This window comes from Exiguobacterium sp. SH0S7, assembly GCF_004337195.1.
GTDB lineage: Bacteria > Bacillota > Bacilli > Exiguobacteriales > Exiguobacteriaceae > Exiguobacterium > Exiguobacterium aurantiacum_A.
In genome coordinates this window covers 1-18370 of sequence record NZ_SJVA01000016.1, presented here as the reverse complement: position 1 = coordinate 18370, position 18370 = coordinate 1, and the positions used below count along the sequence as shown (strand labels likewise).

General features: G+C 52.7%; 17 protein-coding genes, 2 tRNA genes and 1 rRNA gene. All 20 read left to right on the top strand.

Annotation, left to right across the window (positions count from 1 at the left end; genetic code table 11):
* The first annotated feature begins 19 nt into the window (after nucleotides 1-19).
* Nucleotides 20-394 carry an FtsB family cell division protein gene (locus tag EVJ22_RS14130; RefSeq protein WP_071398636.1) on the top strand — a complete coding sequence of 125 codons (375 nt, stop codon included), beginning with the start codon at nucleotides 20-22 and terminating at the stop codon, nucleotides 392-394.
* Nucleotides 395-469: 75 nt separating this feature from the next.
* Nucleotides 470-1024: a S1 domain-containing RNA-binding protein gene (locus tag EVJ22_RS14125; protein ID WP_070329375.1), complete on the top strand. Its 555-nt coding sequence runs from the start codon at nucleotides 470-472 to the stop codon at nucleotides 1022-1024.
* Between the two features lie 199 nt (nucleotides 1025-1223).
* Nucleotides 1224-3626, top strand: a complete 2403-nt coding sequence (locus tag EVJ22_RS14120; protein ID WP_233589729.1) for a YhgE/Pip domain-containing protein — start codon at nucleotides 1224-1226, stop codon at nucleotides 3624-3626.
* Nucleotides 3627-3769: 143 nt separating this feature from the next.
* Nucleotides 3770-3846: transfer RNA gene (locus EVJ22_RS14115), tRNA-Met, on the top strand.
* A 9-nt stretch (nucleotides 3847-3855) separates the two neighbouring features.
* Nucleotides 3856-3927 (top strand) — tRNA-Glu (locus tag EVJ22_RS14110).
* A gap of 69 nt (nucleotides 3928-3996) precedes the next feature.
* A complete protein-coding gene (gene tilS, locus EVJ22_RS14105) occupies nucleotides 3997-5232 on the top strand; it encodes a tRNA lysidine(34) synthetase TilS (protein WP_233589728.1) in 1236 nt (411 codons plus the stop codon).
* 35 nt (nucleotides 5233-5267) lie between these two features.
* On the top strand, nucleotides 5268-5813 hold the full coding sequence (gene hpt, locus EVJ22_RS14100) for a hypoxanthine phosphoribosyltransferase (RefSeq protein ID WP_016509617.1): 546 nt from the start codon (nucleotides 5268-5270) through the stop codon (nucleotides 5811-5813).
* Nucleotides 5814-5919: 106 nt separating this feature from the next.
* On the top strand, nucleotides 5920-7947 hold the full coding sequence (ftsH, locus tag EVJ22_RS14095; RefSeq protein WP_071398642.1) for an ATP-dependent zinc metalloprotease FtsH: 2028 nt from the start codon (nucleotides 5920-5922) through the stop codon (nucleotides 7945-7947).
* A gap of 94 nt (nucleotides 7948-8041) precedes the next feature.
* Nucleotides 8042-8806 carry a type III pantothenate kinase gene (locus tag EVJ22_RS14090; protein ID WP_070329371.1) on the top strand — a complete coding sequence of 255 codons (765 nt, stop codon included), beginning with the start codon at nucleotides 8042-8044 and terminating at the stop codon, nucleotides 8804-8806.
* 21 nt (nucleotides 8807-8827) lie between these two features.
* Complete coding sequence (gene hslO / locus EVJ22_RS14085; protein ID WP_071398643.1) at nucleotides 8828-9754, top strand: Hsp33 family molecular chaperone HslO; 927 nt, start codon at nucleotides 8828-8830, stop codon at nucleotides 9752-9754.
* Between the two features lie 86 nt (nucleotides 9755-9840).
* Nucleotides 9841-10794 (top strand): cysteine synthase A, encoded by a 954-nt coding sequence (cysK, locus tag EVJ22_RS14080; RefSeq protein ID WP_071398644.1) that lies wholly within the window; start codon nucleotides 9841-9843, stop codon nucleotides 10792-10794.
* 117 nt (nucleotides 10795-10911) lie between these two features.
* Nucleotides 10912-12267: an anthranilate synthase component I family protein gene (locus tag EVJ22_RS14075; RefSeq protein ID WP_071398650.1), complete on the top strand. Its 1356-nt coding sequence runs from the start codon at nucleotides 10912-10914 to the stop codon at nucleotides 12265-12267.
* The gene (pabA, locus tag EVJ22_RS14070) at nucleotides 12264-12848 is read left to right on the top strand and encodes an aminodeoxychorismate/anthranilate synthase component II (RefSeq protein ID WP_071398645.1); all 585 of its coding nucleotides are present in this window, start codon (nucleotides 12264-12266) and stop codon (nucleotides 12846-12848) included. Before EVJ22_RS14075 ends, pabA begins: the two co-directional genes overlap by 4 nt.
* On the top strand, nucleotides 12832-13665 hold the full coding sequence (locus EVJ22_RS14065; protein ID WP_071398646.1) for an aminotransferase class IV: 834 nt from the start codon (nucleotides 12832-12834) through the stop codon (nucleotides 13663-13665). Before pabA ends, EVJ22_RS14065 begins: the two co-directional genes overlap by 17 nt.
* Entirely contained in the window at nucleotides 13662-14447 is a 786-nt protein-coding gene (gene folP / locus EVJ22_RS14060; protein ID WP_071398647.1) for a dihydropteroate synthase, read from the top strand. Before EVJ22_RS14065 ends, folP begins: the two co-directional genes overlap by 4 nt.
* On the top strand, nucleotides 14440-14805 hold the full coding sequence (gene folB, locus EVJ22_RS14055; RefSeq protein ID WP_070329365.1) for a dihydroneopterin aldolase: 366 nt from the start codon (nucleotides 14440-14442) through the stop codon (nucleotides 14803-14805). The genes folP and folB overlap by 8 nt, the downstream gene beginning before the upstream one ends.
* Nucleotides 14802-15305, top strand: a complete 504-nt coding sequence (gene folK / locus EVJ22_RS14050; protein WP_070329364.1) for a 2-amino-4-hydroxy-6-hydroxymethyldihydropteridine diphosphokinase — start codon at nucleotides 14802-14804, stop codon at nucleotides 15303-15305. Before folB ends, folK begins: the two co-directional genes overlap by 4 nt.
* 22 nt (nucleotides 15306-15327) lie before the next feature.
* Entirely contained in the window at nucleotides 15328-16323 is a 996-nt protein-coding gene (dusB, locus tag EVJ22_RS14045; RefSeq protein ID WP_016509635.1) for a tRNA dihydrouridine synthase DusB, read from the top strand.
* Between the two features lie 148 nt (nucleotides 16324-16471).
* Nucleotides 16472-17962: a lysine--tRNA ligase gene (gene lysS, locus EVJ22_RS14040; RefSeq protein ID WP_070329362.1), complete on the top strand. Its 1491-nt coding sequence runs from the start codon at nucleotides 16472-16474 to the stop codon at nucleotides 17960-17962.
* Nucleotides 17963-18283: 321 nt separating this feature from the next.
* A 16S ribosomal RNA gene (locus EVJ22_RS14035) occupies nucleotides 18284-18370 on the top strand; the annotation flags it as partial.

Genomic DNA, 18370 nt, shown 5'->3' with positions numbered 1-18370 from the left:
TCAAGAGGAAGGTGATTCGATGAATGGACGTAACCCGATGGAACGCAAACAGCGGATTCGGGCTCTCGACGAACGGAGAGAACAGCTGGAAAAAGAACAGAGCCGGCGACGTATCCATCTTCGACGCCGCCTAGCCGTGGCCTCACTTGTCTTTTTGTTGTTGATTGTCTTCATCGGCCAGAGCTATTTCTCAAAGATCGGATATGTAGCGGATCAAGAGCTAAAGCAAGACGAGGCTCGTGTCGAGCTTCGTGAAACGAAGGAAGAACAAGCGGAGCTAAAAGAGCAGGTTGAACGTTTACAAGACGAAGAATACATCGCCAATCTTGCACGCAACGAGCTGTTGTTCTCGAAAGATGGCGAGATTATTTTTTACTTCTCACCAGAGGAATAAGTAGGTTCGTTGACCGTTGACGAATCGACTCGTATAATTGTAGGGAATCATTCAAAAAAAGGAGTACATTATTTTATGTCAATTGAAGTAGGAAGCAAGGTACAAGGTAAGGTTACAGGGATTACGCATTTCGGAGCGTTCGTAGAGCTCCCTAATGGAAAAACGGGTTTGGTGCACATCAGTGAAGTGGCAGATTCTTATGTCAAAGACATCAATGAAGTCCTAACGGTCGGTCAAGAAGTCACAGTCAAAATCTTGAACATCGAAAGTGATGGCAAAATCGGGTTGTCTATCAAAAAAACTGTCGATCGTCCTGTTAGCGAACGCCCAGAACGTCCAGCCGGCGAACGCTTCTCACGAGGCCCTAGTTCAGGAGGCCCTGGTCAAGGTGGCCCACGTCCGGGCGGTCCACGTCCAGGTGGTCCTGGTCAAGGTCCACGCGGCGGCGGTGGCCCACGCGGTGGCGGCGGTCCCCGTGGCGGTGGCGGCGCACGTCGTGAAGTACGTCGTGAGCCAGAAACGTTTGATACGTTGATGACCAAGTTCTTGAAAGATAGCGACGAACGCCTTACAACGTTGAAGCGTCAAACTGATTCAAAACGCGGTGGACGTGGAGCCAAGCGCGGGTAACCCTTCGTAAACCATCAGCTTCTACTCGTAACGATAACGCCACGGACAAAGGTCCGTGGCTTTTTTTCATGGCGCGACAATTGTCGGCGCTTTTTTTGTTATTAAAAATAACTAAAAAAGGTTGCAATTTTTCGACGGAGCGAGCACAATAGGGAACATGAAAAATAGTTATGTTTTATAAGTAAAGGTGGAGAAACAAATGAATGGATGGAAGTTGTGGAAAGCAGAATGGCAGAGCATCGGTAAAAATCCGCGGGTATGGATTCCGATTCTAGCGGTCGCGCTCGTGCCGCTCATGTATGCGGGCATGTTCTTATGGGCATTTTGGGACCCTTACGGCCAAATGAAAGATTTGCCCGTCGCGATCGTCAATGAAGACGCAGGGGCCACGTTTGAAGGGGAGGAACTCGCTGTCGGTGACGAACTCGTCGATAAGTTGACGACCTCGGAAGCGTTCCGATTCGTCGAAGTGTCGAAAGCGGAAGCCGACGCCGGGTTACAAGATCACGCCTTTTACATGGCAATCGAAATCCCGGATGACTTTTCAGAGAAAGCGACGAGCGCACTGTCTGCTGATCCGGAGCAATTGGAACTTCGATACATCGCGAACGAGTCGTATAACTTCCTCGCCGCTCAAATCGGAGGTTCGGCGATGGAACAAGTGAAAGGCGAACTGTCGACTGAAGTGACGAAACAGTATGTCAACGCCATGCGGGACGGATTGAAAACCGTCGCTGACGGATTAGATGAAGCCGCAACCGGTGCGACGGAGCTTGCTGACGGATCAACGACCGCTAAAGAAGGTGCCGTTAAGCTAGCGGACGGCTCGCGACTGCTCGCTTCAAAACAGCAGGAACTAGCGGACGGCGCAGCCAAGCTCGATGACGGACTCGGTGCGCTTGAGTCTGGGACGGCTGATCTCGTCGACGGGAGCCAGCGTATCCAAACCGGGAGTTCCACGCTGTCAGACGGTGTCCATCGTGTCGACGCTGGGGCCGCCGTGCTAAAAGACGGTACGACTCAGCTCGTCGACGGAACGAGCGCGTTCTCTTCGAAGTTAGGCGAGTTGCATAGCGGGACGCAACAGCTTGACGCTGGGATTCAAGAACTAGCGGCCGGACTCGAGGACGCACAGGCCGGAAGCGGCCAACTCGTCAACGGCTCGAGCACACTCGCAGAAGCGCTTAGTGCGGCTAGTGCCGGAAACGAAGCACTTGTAGCGGGAACGGTAGGTGTCACCGCTGGCATTGACCAAATGAAAACGGAGTTGTTAGGCCAGCAAGAGCAACTGATCGCCAAGTTGTCTGCGCTCGCCGAATCAGGCACGCCCGCAACGCCAGACATGTTGCAAGCAATCGTCGCTGAGTTGTCTACAGGTATGCAGGCAACGGAAGCAGGATTCACATCGCTTTCAGAGGGCGCGTCTCGTGTCACGGAAGGCCAAACGGCACTCGGAGACGGGTTGGGACAAGCAGAAGCCGGTGCCACTGAACTCGCGGCCGGATTGGTTGCGTTGAATGACGGACAGACTCAGCTCGTCAACGGGGCCGCGGCGCTGAGCGAGGGGTCAAGCCAAATCGAGCAAGGTGCCAAAACCGCGATGGATCGTTCAGGTGAACTTGCATCGGCAAGCGTTCAATTGAACGAAGGGGTGGCGACGCTTCATGACGGGACGACGGAACTGGCGTCGGGGAGTGATCAATTGGCTGACGCCACGCTCGCCTTGTCTGAAGGAAGTACGAAACTCGCCAACGGGGTCAAAACGGCCGGTCAAGGAACGGGTACCCTCGCTGAAGGGGCATCGCGTCTGGCTGAAGGGGGCCAAACACTCGGTTCTGGAAGTTCGGACCTGGCGGAAGGTCTGACTGAACTAGAGTCCGGGAACGGAAAACTTCGTGACGCCTTACTCTCGGGTGCGGAAGCGGCTGACGTCGACATTAGCGATGAGAACGTTGAAATGATGGCGGGACCGATTCAAATCGTGAACGACTCGATTCATCACGTACCGAACTACGGGACAGGATTTGCACCATACTTCATGTCGCTCGGTCTCTTCGTCGGGGCACTCTTGTTGTCAATCGTCTATCCGCTCTATGATCCGGCTGGCAAACCGAAGCGGAGTTTATCTTGGTTGTTATCGAAATCGGGCGTATTAATCGTCATCGGTTTCGTTCAGGCGTTCGTCTTAAACGTGGCGATGATGACGTTGCTCGGACTCGAGGTCGAGTCACCGCTTCGTTTCTTCGGTTTCAGCTGGCTCGTCAGTATTACGTTCTTATTGATTGTTCAGTTGCTAGTCACGACGCTCGGAAACCCGGGGCGGTTCGTTGCCATCGTCTTATTGATTCTTCAATTGACGACGTCGGCCGGGACGTTCCCGCTTGAATTGATTCCACGTGCCTTGCAGCCGTTCAACGCGTTACTTCCAATGACGTATACGGTGGCCGGCTATAAAGAGATTTTGTCGGCGGACGGGCTCAGTTATTTACAAGGGGCGATTCTATACTTGGCGCTCGTGTCGGTCGGTTGCTTCTTCTTACTCTGGGGATATTTCCGCATCGCTTGGAAGAAAAAATATCGTCCGGCTCCGTCGGAAGCGTGATGCACAATCAACCGAAAATCGTGTATAGTGTATGAGATGGCACTATACACGTTTTTTGTGGAAAAAAGTTTTAAAAAAGAATTGACACGGACGTGGCTACTGGTTATTATAGAAAATGTGCTTAGGACACAACACAATAACATGGCGGTGTAGCTCAGCTGGCTAGAGCGTACGGTTCATACCCGTGAGGTCGTGGGTTCGACTCCCTCCGCCGCTACCATTTTATTTAGGCCCGTTGGTCAAGCGGTTAAGACACCGCCCTTTCACGGCGGTAACACGGGTTCGAATCCCGTACGGGTCACTTACCTAAGCTAAAAGAAGCCATCTCAAATTGAGATGGCTTCTTTTGTTATATCAAGGAGGAGCGACGATGACGAAAGTGCTGGTGGCCGTATCGGGTGGGATGGATTCGATCGTCTTGTTAGACCGCGTCGTGAGAAGCGGTGCTGACGTCGGGGTCGCCCATGTCCATCATGGACTTAGGGCTGAGTCCGATGAAGAGTTCGAGTTCGTGAGACAGTTGGCGAAAGCGTACGGTGTGCCGTTTCATGGGAAGCGTCTTGCGTTTCCGGACGGGGGATCGCAAGCCGTTTACCGGGCGGCACGGTATGCATTTTTTGAAACGGTCATGCGTGAAGGCGGATATACCGAACTGATGACGGCTCATCACGCCGATGACGAGCTCGAAACGGTACTCATCCAGCTTCATCGAAACGTCGTCGAAGTGACGGGGATCCCGGAACGTCGTCCGTTCGCCGGAGGGACAATCGTTCGTCCGTTGCTGATGGAAACAAAACAACAGCTCTTGGCGTACGCGTCAGCGAACGGACTCGTTTGGCGAGAAGACGCGTCGAATGAGCAGACGGATTATTTGCGCAACAAGATCAGACACCAAATCGTCCCGCAACTGCTCGATGGTTGGCCGAACGTGGTTCAAGACGTCGGTAGCGCGGCCCGTCGGCAGCGTGAGCTCTGGCATAAACGCTACGACGGCGTCGGGAAGTGGATGGTGCGCCACGTCCGTTGTAATATGAAAACGTTTCATGTGAAACTTGAAGACGTGGCCGGTTTGAACGAACCTGAACGATACGTACTCGGCCGACTCTTATCGGCTAGATATGGTGTCGAGATGGGCGAAGCCATCCGTCGTCTCCTCGGTAGTCCAAAAGGAACAGGACGATACGATCTCGAAGGCGGCGCGCGCCTGCAAAAGTATGATGGGGTGATCAGCCTCGTCCCCCATACCGATATAGTGCTGACTGAAGCACCGGGTGACCGAGTGATCTCGAGCCTCCCGGTCCAGACGTCTTTTGGCGACCGCGAGCTCTCACTTGAAGTCATCACAGGCAAGGACGGGATCCCCCTCGAGGCGCTCACATTCCCGTTGACCGTCCGCTCCGTCCGGCCAGGGGATGTGATGAAACTCTCGATTGGGACGAAAAAAGTCGCCCGAATCTTGGTCGATGCGAAAATCCGGCGTGAAAATCGTCCGTTTGTCCCCTTAGTAGTTGACGCGACAGGGAGGATTGTCGCTATAGTAGGAGTAAGAGTTTCGGATTTTCCGGATAAGTCAGATGCGATTTGCCCACGATTAATGGTAAAATGATGATTGTGTCGGATTAGAAAGAGGAGGATTTCAAGATGTCATTAATGAACGATATGGAAAAGGTGCTTATTTCAAGTGAAGAGATTCAAGTAAAGGTGAAAGAACTCGCGACAACGCTCAGCGAAGAATATAAAGAAGAGTTTCCGCTTCTCGTTTGCGTATTGAAAGGCGCGATGCCGTTCATGTCAGACCTTGTCAAAGAAATGGACATCCATTTAGAGATGGACTTCATGGACGTATCGACGTATCACGGTGGAACGTCATCGACAGGTGAAGTGAAAATCGAGAAAGATTTAAACACGTCTGTAGAAGGACGAGACATCTTGATTGTAGAAGATATCATTGATAGCGGGCTCACGCTCGGCTATCTCGTCGATCTCCTCAAATATCGGAAAGCCAAGTCGGTGAAGATCGTTACGTTGCTCGATAAACCGACGGGTCGCAAGAACGGTCTATCGGCAGACTATAGCGGTTTCGTGATTCCGCACGAGTTTGTCGTCGGCTACGGTCTCGATTACGAAGAGAAATATCGTAACCTTCCTTACGTCGGTGTGCTCAAGCCGAGTGTTTACGGGGGCTAACGTTTTTCTTTTGAAAATGTGACGTGTTAAGATAAAAGAAATACCCCAAAGTATACACATATACTGAATGGGCGAGAACATCGTTTCTCGGAATAGGAGGCAGAGAATGAATCGTGCAGTGAAAAACACCTTAGTGTTCGGTGTGATTTTCCTGGCCTTGATCTTGTTCCTTCAATATTTACAGAACCCGAGTAGCCAGAGCGAAACGCTCTCTTATTCGAAGTTCTTGGAATATGTGGAAGATGATCGGATCGAAACGGCAACCGTACAGGAAATCCCGGGAGCCATCTCAATTACAGGTGACCTTACAGGAGACGAAGACCAGCGTTACGAAACGAATATCCCGGCTAACGAGGCCGAATACGCCGAAGTGCTCTCGCAACTTCGTGCGAATACCGACATTCAAATCGAAGAGTCAGAGTCGAGTGGTAGCTGGTTTAGCATCGTATTCGCGATCTTACCGTTTATCATCATCTTCATCTTGTTCTTCTTCTTGCTCAACCAAGCCCAAGGCGGCGGTGGTGGCGGTCGTGTGATGAACTTCGGGAAATCGAAGGCGAAACTCTACGACCAAGAAAAACGTCGTGTAACGTTTGATGACGTTGCCGGGGCGGATGAGGAGAAACAAGAACTTATCGAAGTCGTCGAATTCTTGAAAGACCCTCGCAAGTTCTCGAAACTTGGAGCACGGATTCCAAAAGGTGTCTTGCTCGTCGGTCCTCCGGGAACAGGTAAGACGTTACTCGCTCGTGCAGCTGCGGGAGAAGCCGGTGTACCGTTCTTCTCGATCTCAGGTTCTGACTTCGTCGAAATGTTCGTCGGTGTCGGGGCGTCGCGTGTCCGCGACTTGTTCGAGAATGCGAAAAAGAACGCACCGTGTATCATCTTCATCGATGAGATCGATGCGGTCGGACGTCAACGTGGTGCCGGTCTTGGTGGCGGCCATGATGAGCGTGAGCAAACGCTCAACCAACTTCTCGTCGAGATGGATGGATTCAGTGACAACGAAGGAATCATCATGATTGCTGCGACGAACCGTCCGGACATTCTTGACCCGGCCCTTCTTCGTCCAGGTCGATTCGACCGTCAAATCACGGTCGATCGTCCGGATGTTAAAGGCCGTGAAGCAGTACTCAAAGTTCATGCCCGCAACAAACCGCTCGATTCGACAGTTGACTTGAAGTCGATCGCTCAGCGGACGCCTGGATTCTCAGGTGCTGATCTTGAAAACTTGTTGAACGAAGCAGCGCTCGTCGCAGCACGGTCTGACCGTTCAGCGGTCTCGGTCGTGGATGTCGAGGAAGCGATTGACCGTGTCATTGCTGGTCCTTCTAAGAAGAGCCGCGTCATCTCGGAGAAAGAACGCCAAATCGTCGCCTATCATGAGGCGGGTCATACGATTATCGGGATTGAACTCGAGAACGCAGACGAAGTGCACAAAGTGACAATCGTTCCACGTGGAAACGCTGGCGGATACGTCGTCATGCTTCCGAAAGAAGATCGTTACTTCATGACGAAACCTGAACTCGAAGATAAAATCGTTGGTCTCCTCGGGGGCCGCGTGGCGGAAGACGTCATCTTCGGTGAAGTGTCGACAGGAGCAAGCAATGACTTCCAACGCGCGACTGGTATCGCTCGGAAGATGGTCATGGATTACGGGATGAGCGATAAGCTCGGACCGCTCCAACTTGGATCAAATCATGGAGGACAAGTCTTCTTAGGTCGCGATTTCCAAACGGAACAAAACTACTCGGATGCGATTGCACAAGATATCGATCTCGAGATTCGGGACATCATCAACCGTTGTTACGCGAAGGCGAAACAGATTTTGACGGACCGTAAAGACGATCTCGAGCTCGTCGCGAAGACGTTGCTCGAAGTCGAGACGCTCGATTCGAAACAGATTCGTCACTTGATCAAGACGCGCGAATTCCTTCCGAACGAACCGGAAGAGCCGTCTGAACCATCGAAAGATGATGCAAGCGATGAGGCGAAGAAAGATGAGGCGGCCGTTAAGCACGGGCAAGTCATCGATCAGCCTGGAGTCGTTCAAGAAGCGAAGCCGGACGTTGTCCCTGAAGGCGATAAGCCGGAAGCGACACCGACGGAACGCCCGAACAACGAATCACGGTAAGTGTAAGAGACGAATGCCCTAAATAAGGCATTCGTCTTTTTTCGTGTTATAATTCGAGCGAACTGTAATTGACAACAAAGTGAGGAACCATATCATGATTTTAGTGATCGATGTTGGGAATACAAATATTGTCCTCGGGATGTACGATGGTGAGACGCTCGTCCATCATTGGCGTATCTCGACGGATCGCACGAAAACGACCGACGAGTACGGTATGCTCGTCAAGTCGTTGTTTGACCACTCGAACGTCTCGTTTGACCAAATCGACGGCGTCATTTTGTCTTCGGTTGTTCCACCGGTCATCTTCCCGCTCGAACAGATGTCACAGCGCTACTTCAACGTCCGGCCGATCGTCGTCGGTCCCGGCGTGAAAACAGGTCTCGACATCCACGTCGACAATCCGCGTGAAGTCGGGGCGGACCGCATCGTCAACGCGGTCGCAGGTATTGCCAAGTACGACGGTCCATTGATCATCGTCGACTTCGGTACGGCGACGACGTATTGCTACATCGATGACAAACGCCGTTATCACGGCGGGATCATCTCCCCAGGGATTATGATCTCGGTCGAGGCGCTCTATCAACGGGCCGCGAAATTACCGCGCATCGAGCTCGCGACCCCGCCGACCGTCGTCGGGAAAAATACGATCCAAGCGATGCAATCGGGCACGTATTACGGGTATGTCGCCCAAGTCGATGGCATCGTCAGTCGCGTCAAGCGTGAAGTCGGGGAAGCGACCGTCATCGCGACAGGTGGGCTGGCCCGTTTGATCAGTGAACATGCCGAAACGATTGACGTCGTCGACTCGTTCTTGACGCTCGATGGACTTCGTCTCATCTATGAGCGCAACCAGAAATAAACTTTAAAGGAGTTACTCAATATGATTCAACCAGAACAACAAGCGTTACTTGACCAAATGAAAGACGACTATCTCGTCCGTGCCCTCGGGTTCGGTGGAGAAGTCCGGGCGTTCGCCGTACGGACGACGAAAACGATTTTCGAAACGCAACTTCGCCATCAGACGACACCGGTCGCCTCAGCCGCGCTCGGTCGGACGATGACGATCGGGACGATGATCGGTTCAATGCAAAAAGGAGCCGCGCGCGTCACCCTTAAAGTCGAAGGCGATGGACCGATCGGGAAAATTATCGTCGATGCGGACACGGCAGGAGACGTTCGCGGATACGTGTCACACCCGCGTGTCGAGGGCGGTACGTTCGTCAACGACCACGGATTGACGAAGTTGAAAGTTGGCGAAGTCGTCGGCCGCGGTACAGTCTCGGTCATCAAAGACCTCGGTCTAAAAGACTTCGTTGGCGGTTCGTCCGAAATTCAAACAGGTGAGATCAGCGAAGACTTCACGTACTACTTCGCGACGTCGGAACAAGTGCCTTCAGTCGTCGGAGCAGGCGTGCTCGTGCTTCCGGAAGATGAATCGATTTTAGCTGCCGGCGGGATTATCGTCCAGTTGATGCCAGACGCTTCAGAACAAACGATTCAAGCGTTAGAAGACGCATTGAAGACGTTCCCGCCAGTGTCGGTCCTCATCGGAGAAGAGAAGACACCGGAAGAGATGCTGCATATGCTCCTCGGAGATAGCTTAGAAGTGCTCGATCACAAACCGGTACAATTCAACTGTACGTGCAGCCGAGATCGGATGGAGAGTGCGATCATCGGGCTCGGCACCGAAGAGATCCGTCAAATGATTGAAGAAGATGGCGGCGCTGAAGCAGTTTGTCACTTCTGCGGCGAAAAGTATCACTTCTCGGCTGAACAGCTCGAAGTGATGAAACAGCAAGCACGCTGAGGCTGTCGTTCCAAATTGCATATTTTCAATCCGATAGGGTATTATTACAATATCGGAATAGTCGGAATTATGAAGGAGGAAATGAAATGCGTATCGTAGATTCAGTGACAGACTTAATTGGCAAGACTCCAATCGTGAAGTTAAACGGGCTGACTGGCCCGGATGACGCGACGGTTTACATGAAGTTGGAATATATGAACCCTGGTTCGAGTGTAAAAGACCGGATTGCCTTAGCGATGATCGAGGCCGCTGAGGAAGAAGGCGTCTTAAAGCCGGGTGACACAATCATCGAGCCGACGAGTGGGAACACGGGCATCGGACTCGCGATGGTCAGTTCTGCTAAAGGCTATAAGGCAATTCTCGTCATGCCGGAAACGATGAGTATGGAACGACGCAATCTGCTTCGCGGATACGGTGCCGAGCTGATTTTGACGCCTGGTCCTGAGGGGATGGGCGGAGCGATTCGTCGGGCGACAGAAGAAGCTGAGAAAAACGGCTACTTCCTCCCGCAACAATTCAATAATGCGGCCAACCCGAACGTCCATGAAATGACGACCGGCCCTGAGATCGTTGATGCGTTCGACGCGTCAGGTCTTCAAGTCGATGCTTTTATCGCTGGTGTCGGTACAGGCGGAACGATCACAGGAGCGGGCAAAGTATTGAAAGCCCACTATCCAGACGTGCAAATTTTAGCGGTCGAACCGGTCGATTCTCCAGTCTTATCTGGAGGGAAGCCAGGACCTCATAAAATTCAAGGCATCGGGGCCGGCTTTATCCCGTCGATTTTAGACACTGAGATTTACGAAGGTGTCCTTCAAATCACGACAGAGCAGGCGTTCGAATACGCGCGTCTCGCGGCTCGGACGAACGGTGTGCTCGGTGGCATCTCATCAGGTGCAGCCATCGCGGCCGCGGTCGATACGGCGAAGCGCCTTGGAAAAGGCAAAAACGTGCTCGCGATCATCCCGTCAAACGGAGAACGCTACCTTAGCACGCCGCTCTATCAGTTCGACGAAGAATCAGACAGCGTTCGCGCATAACAAACGGCAGTTACCAGAAGACATCTTCTTTCGGTAACTGCCTTTTCTTGTGTACAATTAGAGGCATGAATGAGTGGAACGGGGGGATTTGACGTGAGAACGACAGCGTTCAAAACGATGCAAACGACAATAGAAAGAATGTATGAGACGTATATGACGTTGACGGAAGCTGGCGAGCGCTATGCGTGGCTCGAGAGCGGGAGGGCTGGACGTTACACGATGGCCGGGATCGAGCCGTTCGGTGCGCTTCACGTGAAAGACGGGACTGGAACGCTCGTCATTTCAGATAAGACCGAGACGTTTTATGGCCAACCGCTCGACATCGTTGAGCAAGTACGGGCCCGTTACGTTGCCGCAAGACCAGAAGGGGCACCGCCATTCTTCGGCGGGATGATCGGTTATGTCAGTTACGATGTCGCCCGGACACTTGAACGCTTGCCGCGTCAAGCGGAAGATGATCTAGGGACGCCCGACGTCTCCTTCTTGCTGTTTGACGAAGTGGCGGTATTCGACGAAGCGACGTCGCTCCTCTATTTGCTGGTCACCGCCGATGAAGAAGTAGAAGCGAAGCTCGAGCGCTGGGCTGCCCTATGGCAGACGGAGACGCATTACGCGTTCGGACCGGTCGCGCAAGCGCCGCTCGAGCGAGCGCGTTCTCTATCGCAAGATGAATTCGTCGAAGCTGTGCAGAAAATTCAAGACTACATCGTCGAAGGCGACGTGTTCCAAGTGAATCTGAGCGTCCGCCAATCGGAAGCGCTGCTCGCGGACCCGCGCCACGTCTATGACACGTTGCGCCAAATGAATCCTTCACCATACATGGGGTACTTCGTCGACGATTTTTTGACGATGGTGTCGGCTTCGCCAGAACTGTTGATTGAGAAACATGGGACGTCGATCTCGACACGCCCAATCGCCGGGACACGGCCGCGCGGACGGGACGAGGCAGAAGATATGGAACTAGCGCGGACGTTGCTCGATAACGAGAAAGAGCGGGCCGAGCACGTCATGCTCGTTGATTTGGAGCGGAACGACCTCGGGAAAGTGGCCGCTTATGGGACGGTGCACGTCGACGAATTGATGGTCATCGAGAAGTACTCACACGTCCAGCACATCGTTTCGAACGTGCGGGGCACGATGCGAGACGGTGTGTCCGGGTCAGAGGCGCTCGGGGCGATGTTCCCGGGCGGAACGATTACCGGTGCCCCGAAAATTCGGACGATGGAAATCATCGAGGAACTTGAACCGGTTCGACGTGGGATTTACACGGGTTCGTTCGGCTGGATCAGTTGGGACGACGACCTCGTCTTTAACATCACGATCCGGACGATGGTCGTCAAAGGCGGGATGGCCCACGTCCAGGCCGGGGCGGGGATCGTCATCGACTCCGACCCGGTCGCTGAATATGAAGAATCGTTGTCGAAAGCGAAGGCGCTATGGGCCGCGAAAGAAATGACGGAGGCGACGGTATGATTTTACTCATCGATAACTACGACTCATTCACGTACAACTTGGTTCAATACTTTGGTGAGCTCGGAGAGGACTTGATCGTGCGTCGTAATGACGACGTTACGATCGAAGAAATTAAACAGATGGGTCCGAGTTATCTCGTCATCTCGCCAGGTCCGCGGACGCCGAACGAAGCGGGAATCAGCGTCGACGCGATTCGGACGTTTGCTGGGAAGATCCCGATTTTCGGGGTGTGTCTCGGTCACCAAGCGATCGGTCAGGCGTTCGGCGGGAAAGTCGTCCATGCGGACCGCCTCATGCACGGGAAGACGTCACCGATCGAACATGACGGCAAGACGTTATTTAAAGACATCCCACAGCAGACGATCGTGACGCGTTATCATTCGCTTGCCGTCGAGCGAGCTTCATTGCCGTCCTGTTTAGAAGTGACGGCTGAGACGAGCACGGGAGAGATCATGGCGCTACGCCATAAAGAATTGCCGATCGAGGGCGTCCAATTTCATCCTGAAGCCATCTTGACGGAACATGGGAAAGACATGATTAAAAATTTTATCGAGGCGTATCGTCATGTGGCTTTGGCATAACGGCGAACTGCGCGGCAGTTCAGAAGTGACGGTGCCGGTTCAGGACCACGGTTTTTTGTACGGGATGGGATTGTTCGAGACGTTCCGGACGTTTGACGGGGTCCCGTTCTTGTTCGACCTCCATTGGTGCAGGCTTGAGAAAAGCATGGACGCTCTTTGGATCGATCTACCTTATACGAAGCAGGAGATCGTGCAGGCGATTCAAGACGTCGTGCGTCAAAACGAGGCGCCGAACTTATATATCCGACTGAACGTCTCCGCCGGTGTCGCTCCGCTCGGTCTGCACGACGGGCGTTACTCACGTCCGAACGTGACGCTGCTCGTCAAACCGTTACCGGACACGTTCGAACCGACCGAGAAACGGCTCGAGGCAATCCCGTTTCCGAGAAGTCGACCGGAAGCGGCGTTCCGTTTGAAGTCGCATCACTATATGAACAACATCCTTGGAAAACGGGCCTTGGTCGACCGGGAAGCGGAAGGTTTGTTCGCGGACGAGGCGGGACGTGTCGTCGAGGGACTCGTCTCAAACATCTTTTGGGTGGAACAGGATGGGCGGCTATGGACGACGCCGCTTGAGACCGGGGCGCTTGCCGGCGTGACCCGGCACTGGCTGATGGAGACGTTTGACGTGCTCGAGCGTGATGTGACGTTTAAAGAACTCGAGCAAGCGTCCGAAATTTGGCTCACGAACTCGGTGCAACAAATCGCACCGGTCACCGCTTATGCCGACCGGACGTATCCAGGCAAGCAGGGGGCTCGATTTAAAGCGTGTTGGTCCGAGTTACGACGAGCGATTGAAAGCGAGGGAACAGCATGACAAAAATTATGGGCATTTTAAACGTGACGCCAGATTCATTTTCAGACGGTGGACGTTATAACGCAGTCGAGCAAGCGCTCGAACACGCTAAACGGCTCGTTCAGGACGGGGCCGATGCGATCGACGTCGGAGGCGAGTCGACAAGGCCGGGCGCACAGTTCGTCACGGCGGATCAAGAGATCGCCCGCGTCGTCCCAGTCATTCGCCGCCTGAAAGAGGAGCTTGACGTCCTGATCTCGATCGATACGTACAAACCTATCGTTGCGCGAGCGGCACTTGAAGCAGGCGCTGACATGATCAATGATGTGTGGGGGTCGAAGTGGGACGATCAATCGATGGCAGAAGTGGCCAAAGAGTTTAACGTCCCGATCATTTTGATGCATAATCGAGACAACCGAAACTATGGACACTTCATCGAAGAAGTCGTCGGCGACATACAAGAATCAATCGCGATCGCCCGTGCCGCCGGTGTTCGTGATGACCAGATTTGGTTAGACCCCGGCATCGGCTTCGCCAAGGACTACAACCAAAACTTAGAGCTCATGAATCGGCTCGACGTCATCACGAATCTCGGGTTCCCCGTTCTGCTCGGGACATCGCGAAAATCGTTCATCGGCCAGACACTTGATTTACCGACCGAGGAGCGGGTCGAAGGGACGGTCGCGACGACATGTCTCGGAATCGCGAAAGGATGCGCCTGGGTAAGGGTGCATGATGTGTTAGAGAACAAACGGGCGTCACGGATGATGGATGCGATGTTAGGAGGCGGACAAGTTGGATAAGATGTTTGTGAACGGGATGCGTTTTTACGGTTACCACGGTGTATTTGAAGAAGAGAACCGGCTCGGTCAGCGATTTAATATTGATTTGATGTGTGAGTTAGACCTGGCCCCTGCCGGCCAGTCCGATAATTTGGAGGACGGCGTCAGCTATGCCGGACTCTATCAACTGACAGAAGACATCGTCACAGGCGAAGCGGTCAACTTACTCGAAGCACTCGGTGAACGGATCACGACGGCCGTGCTCGCCCACAGTGACAAGATTCAAAGTGTGACGGTCAAGGTCATCAAACCGGACCCGCCGATTCCGGGTCATTATGATTCAGTCGCGATTGAGATGACGCGGAGGCGTAACGGATGATGTATGTGGCGCTTGGTTCGAATATCGGTGAACGGGAGCGTTATTTGTTCGGTGCCCTTCAAGAGATGGAGGCGGCCGGTCTTCATGTGACGAAGCAATCGAATGTATACGAGACGGCACCGGTCGGCTATACAGATCAACCATCGTTTTATAACATGGTCGTCGAAGTCGAGACATCGCTCGGGGCGGACGATGCGCTCGTTCGTCTCCAACAGGTTGAGCGCGGTCTTGGGAGAGAGCGTCTGTTTAAGAACGGGCCGCGTACGATCGACCTTGACATCTTGCTCTATAACGGCGAATATATACAATCGAAGCACTTAACTGTTCCGCATCCGCGAATGCATGAACGTGCTTTTGTCCTCGCCCCGCTCGCGGAGATTGCTCCGACGCTCGAGGTGAATGGGAAGACGGTACGACAATTATGCGACGCCTTGCCGGAATCGGAGCGGCGCGACGTCGTACGTCTACAGTCGTTAACGTCATTAGTCGGTTCTGTTTAACGCTATTGAAGGAAGTGAAGCAATGTCAGGGTTCAAAATTGGTAACGTTGATATAAAAAATCGGGCGGTCCTCGCCCCGATGGCCGGAGTGACGAACCCGGCATTTCGTTTGATTGCGAAGGAATTCGGTGCCGGACTCGTTTGTGCGGAGATGGTCAGCGACAAAGGGATTTTATTTGAAAACGCGAGAACGCTGCGCATGTTGTACGTCGATGAGCGCGAAAAGCCGCTCAGCCTGCAAATTTTTGGCGGTTCGAAAGACACGCTCGTGAAAGCGGCGCAATACGTGGATCAAAACACGAACGCCGATATCATTGACATCAACATGGGGTGCCCGGTCCCGAAAGTCACGAAATGTGAAGCGGGTGCCAAGTGGCTCCTCGATCCGGATAAGGTTTATGAGATGGTGAACGCCGTATCGAAGGCGGTGGACAAACCGGTGACCGTCAAGATGCGCACCGGCTGGGACAGTCAGCACATCTACCTTCTAGATAACGTCAGAGCGGCCGAATCCGGTGGCGCGGCGGCGATCGCGATTCACGGACGGACGCGGTCCCAATTGTATGAAGGAACAGCCAACTGGGAGCTTATTGGTGAGGCGAAGAAAATTGCGGGCATCCCGATCATCGGGAACGGTGATATTACGACGCCGCAACAAGCGAAGCATGCCCTCGACCATTACGGTGTCGATGCGGTCATGATCGGGCGGGCTGCCCTCGGAAATCCATGGATGCTCTATCAGACGGTGCAGTACCTCGAGACGGGTGAACTTCCGGCCGAGCCGGAGGCACGCGAGAAAATTGACATTTGCATGCTACATCTCGATCGTTTGATCGACTTGAAAGGCGAGGTGGCGGCGGTTCGTGAAATGCGTCAACACGTGGCCTGGTACTTGAAAGGTCTCAAAGGGAACGGGCCGGTCCGTAAGCAAGTCTTCGAGTTGGAATCACGGGATGCCGTCGGGAGTGTGCTCTACGATTTCGTCGGACAGATCGAGAACGCGCCACAAGAAGTGTGAACTAGTGTAAAAAAGTGATTTATGGTAAGCTTGTTTGGCGAAAAAGTGATACGCAAAGAGCGAACAGCTTAGGCTGTGCTGTTGGCCGTGAGGTCGACAGCTTTTTGTTAGGACCAAACCCAATATGTATAGAGGAGTGAATGGAGTAGTGAGTCACGAGTTGGAAATGAACGACCAAATGCAGGTTCGATTTGAAAAGATGACTGAGATGCGCGCGCAAGGGCTCGACCCGTTCGGACATCGGTTCGAACGCTCAGCCCATGCCGGTGAATTACATGAGCAATATGAAGCGATTGAGAAAGAGGCGCTCGCTGAGCAAGACGTAGAAGTCACGCTCGCGGGACGGATTATGACGAAACGTGGAAAAGGGAAGGTCTTCTTCGCCCACATCCAAGACGTCACGGGACAGGTTCAAATTTATGTCCGCAAAAATGACGTAGGGGATGAGGCGTTTGATTTGTTCAAATCGTCTGACCTCGGTGATATTGTCGGCGTGAAAGGTAAGCTGTTCAAAACGAATGTTGGCGAGTTATCGATTCACGTCGAGACGTTTGAACTTTTGACGAAAGCGCTCCGTCCGCTTCCAGACAAATATCATGGCTTAAAAGATGTCGAACAACGTTATCGTCAACGTTATCTCGATTTGATCACGAACAATGATTCGCGCCAAACATTCATTTTGCGTAGCCGAATCATTTCAGAGATCCGTAACTTCTTGAACCATCGCGGTTACTTAGAAGTTGAGACACCGATGCTCCATACGATTGCAGGCGGAGCAGCTGCCCGTCCGTTCTTGACGCACCATAACGCCCTCGATATGGAACTTTATATGCGCATCGCGATCGAGCTTCACTTGAAGCGCCTCATCGTCGGTGGCCTTGAGCGTGTTTATGAGATTGGCCGTGTCTTCCGTAACGAAGGGATCTCGACACGACACAACCCAGAGTTCACAATGATCGAGCTCTATGAAGCGTACGCTGATTACAACGACATCATGGATTTGACAGAAGAACTCGTTGCGCACGTTGCTAAAGAAGTACTCGGTACGACAGACGTGAAGTATGGAGAAGATACGATCCATCTTGGTGTCGGTTGGAAGCGGGCCCATATGGTTGACTTGGTTAAAGAAGAGATGGGTGTCGACTTCTGGCAGCAGATGTCTGATGAACAGGCGCGTGAACTTGCGAAAGAGCACGGAGTAGAAGTCCAAGACCATATGACGTTCGGTCATATCGTCAACGAGTTCTTCGAACAAAAAATCGAAGAGACGTTGCTTCAACCTACGTTCGTCACGGGACATCCGGTCGAAGTGTCGCCGCTTGCGAAGAAGAACGATCAAGACCCGCGCTTCACAGATCGCTTCGAGCTGTTCATCGTTCGTCGTGAACACGCGAACGCGTTCACAGAGTTGAACGATCCAATCGATCAACGTGAGCGCTTCGAAGCCCAACTACTTGAAAAAGAAGCTGGGAACGATGAGGCCCATGAACTTGATAACGACTTCCTAGAAGCGCTCGAGTACGGGATGCCGCCAACAGGTGGTCTCGGAATCGGGATTGACCGTCTTGTCATGTTGCTCACAGACGCACCATCGATTCGCGACGTATTGCTCTTCCCGACAATGCGTCACCAACAGTAACAAGTTACGACCTCTCACCATTGCGGTGAGAGGTTTTTGGTTTCTACAGCCAAGCTATAACGTGGCAGGAAACTTTTCCAGAAAAACTTTTGCCGAAACTATTGCATTCTATTTGAGGATGGGTTAAAGTAATAAACGTTGCCGCTGATGGCAGCGGAAAAGAATTAAAAAAGTGGTTGACAACTGTGTCGATGACTTGTAATATTGTAAGAGTCGTTAAGAGCGACAGACGAACTTTGAAAACTGAACGATGAGGCAAAAAAAGTTTTACAAGTTTTGATTGAAGCGCAAGCTTCGTCATTTTCAAGAGCTATATCAAATTCTTTGGAGAGTTTGATCCTGGCTCAGGACGAACGCTGGCGGCGTGCCTAATACATGCAAGTCGAGCGCAGGAAATCGGCGGAACCC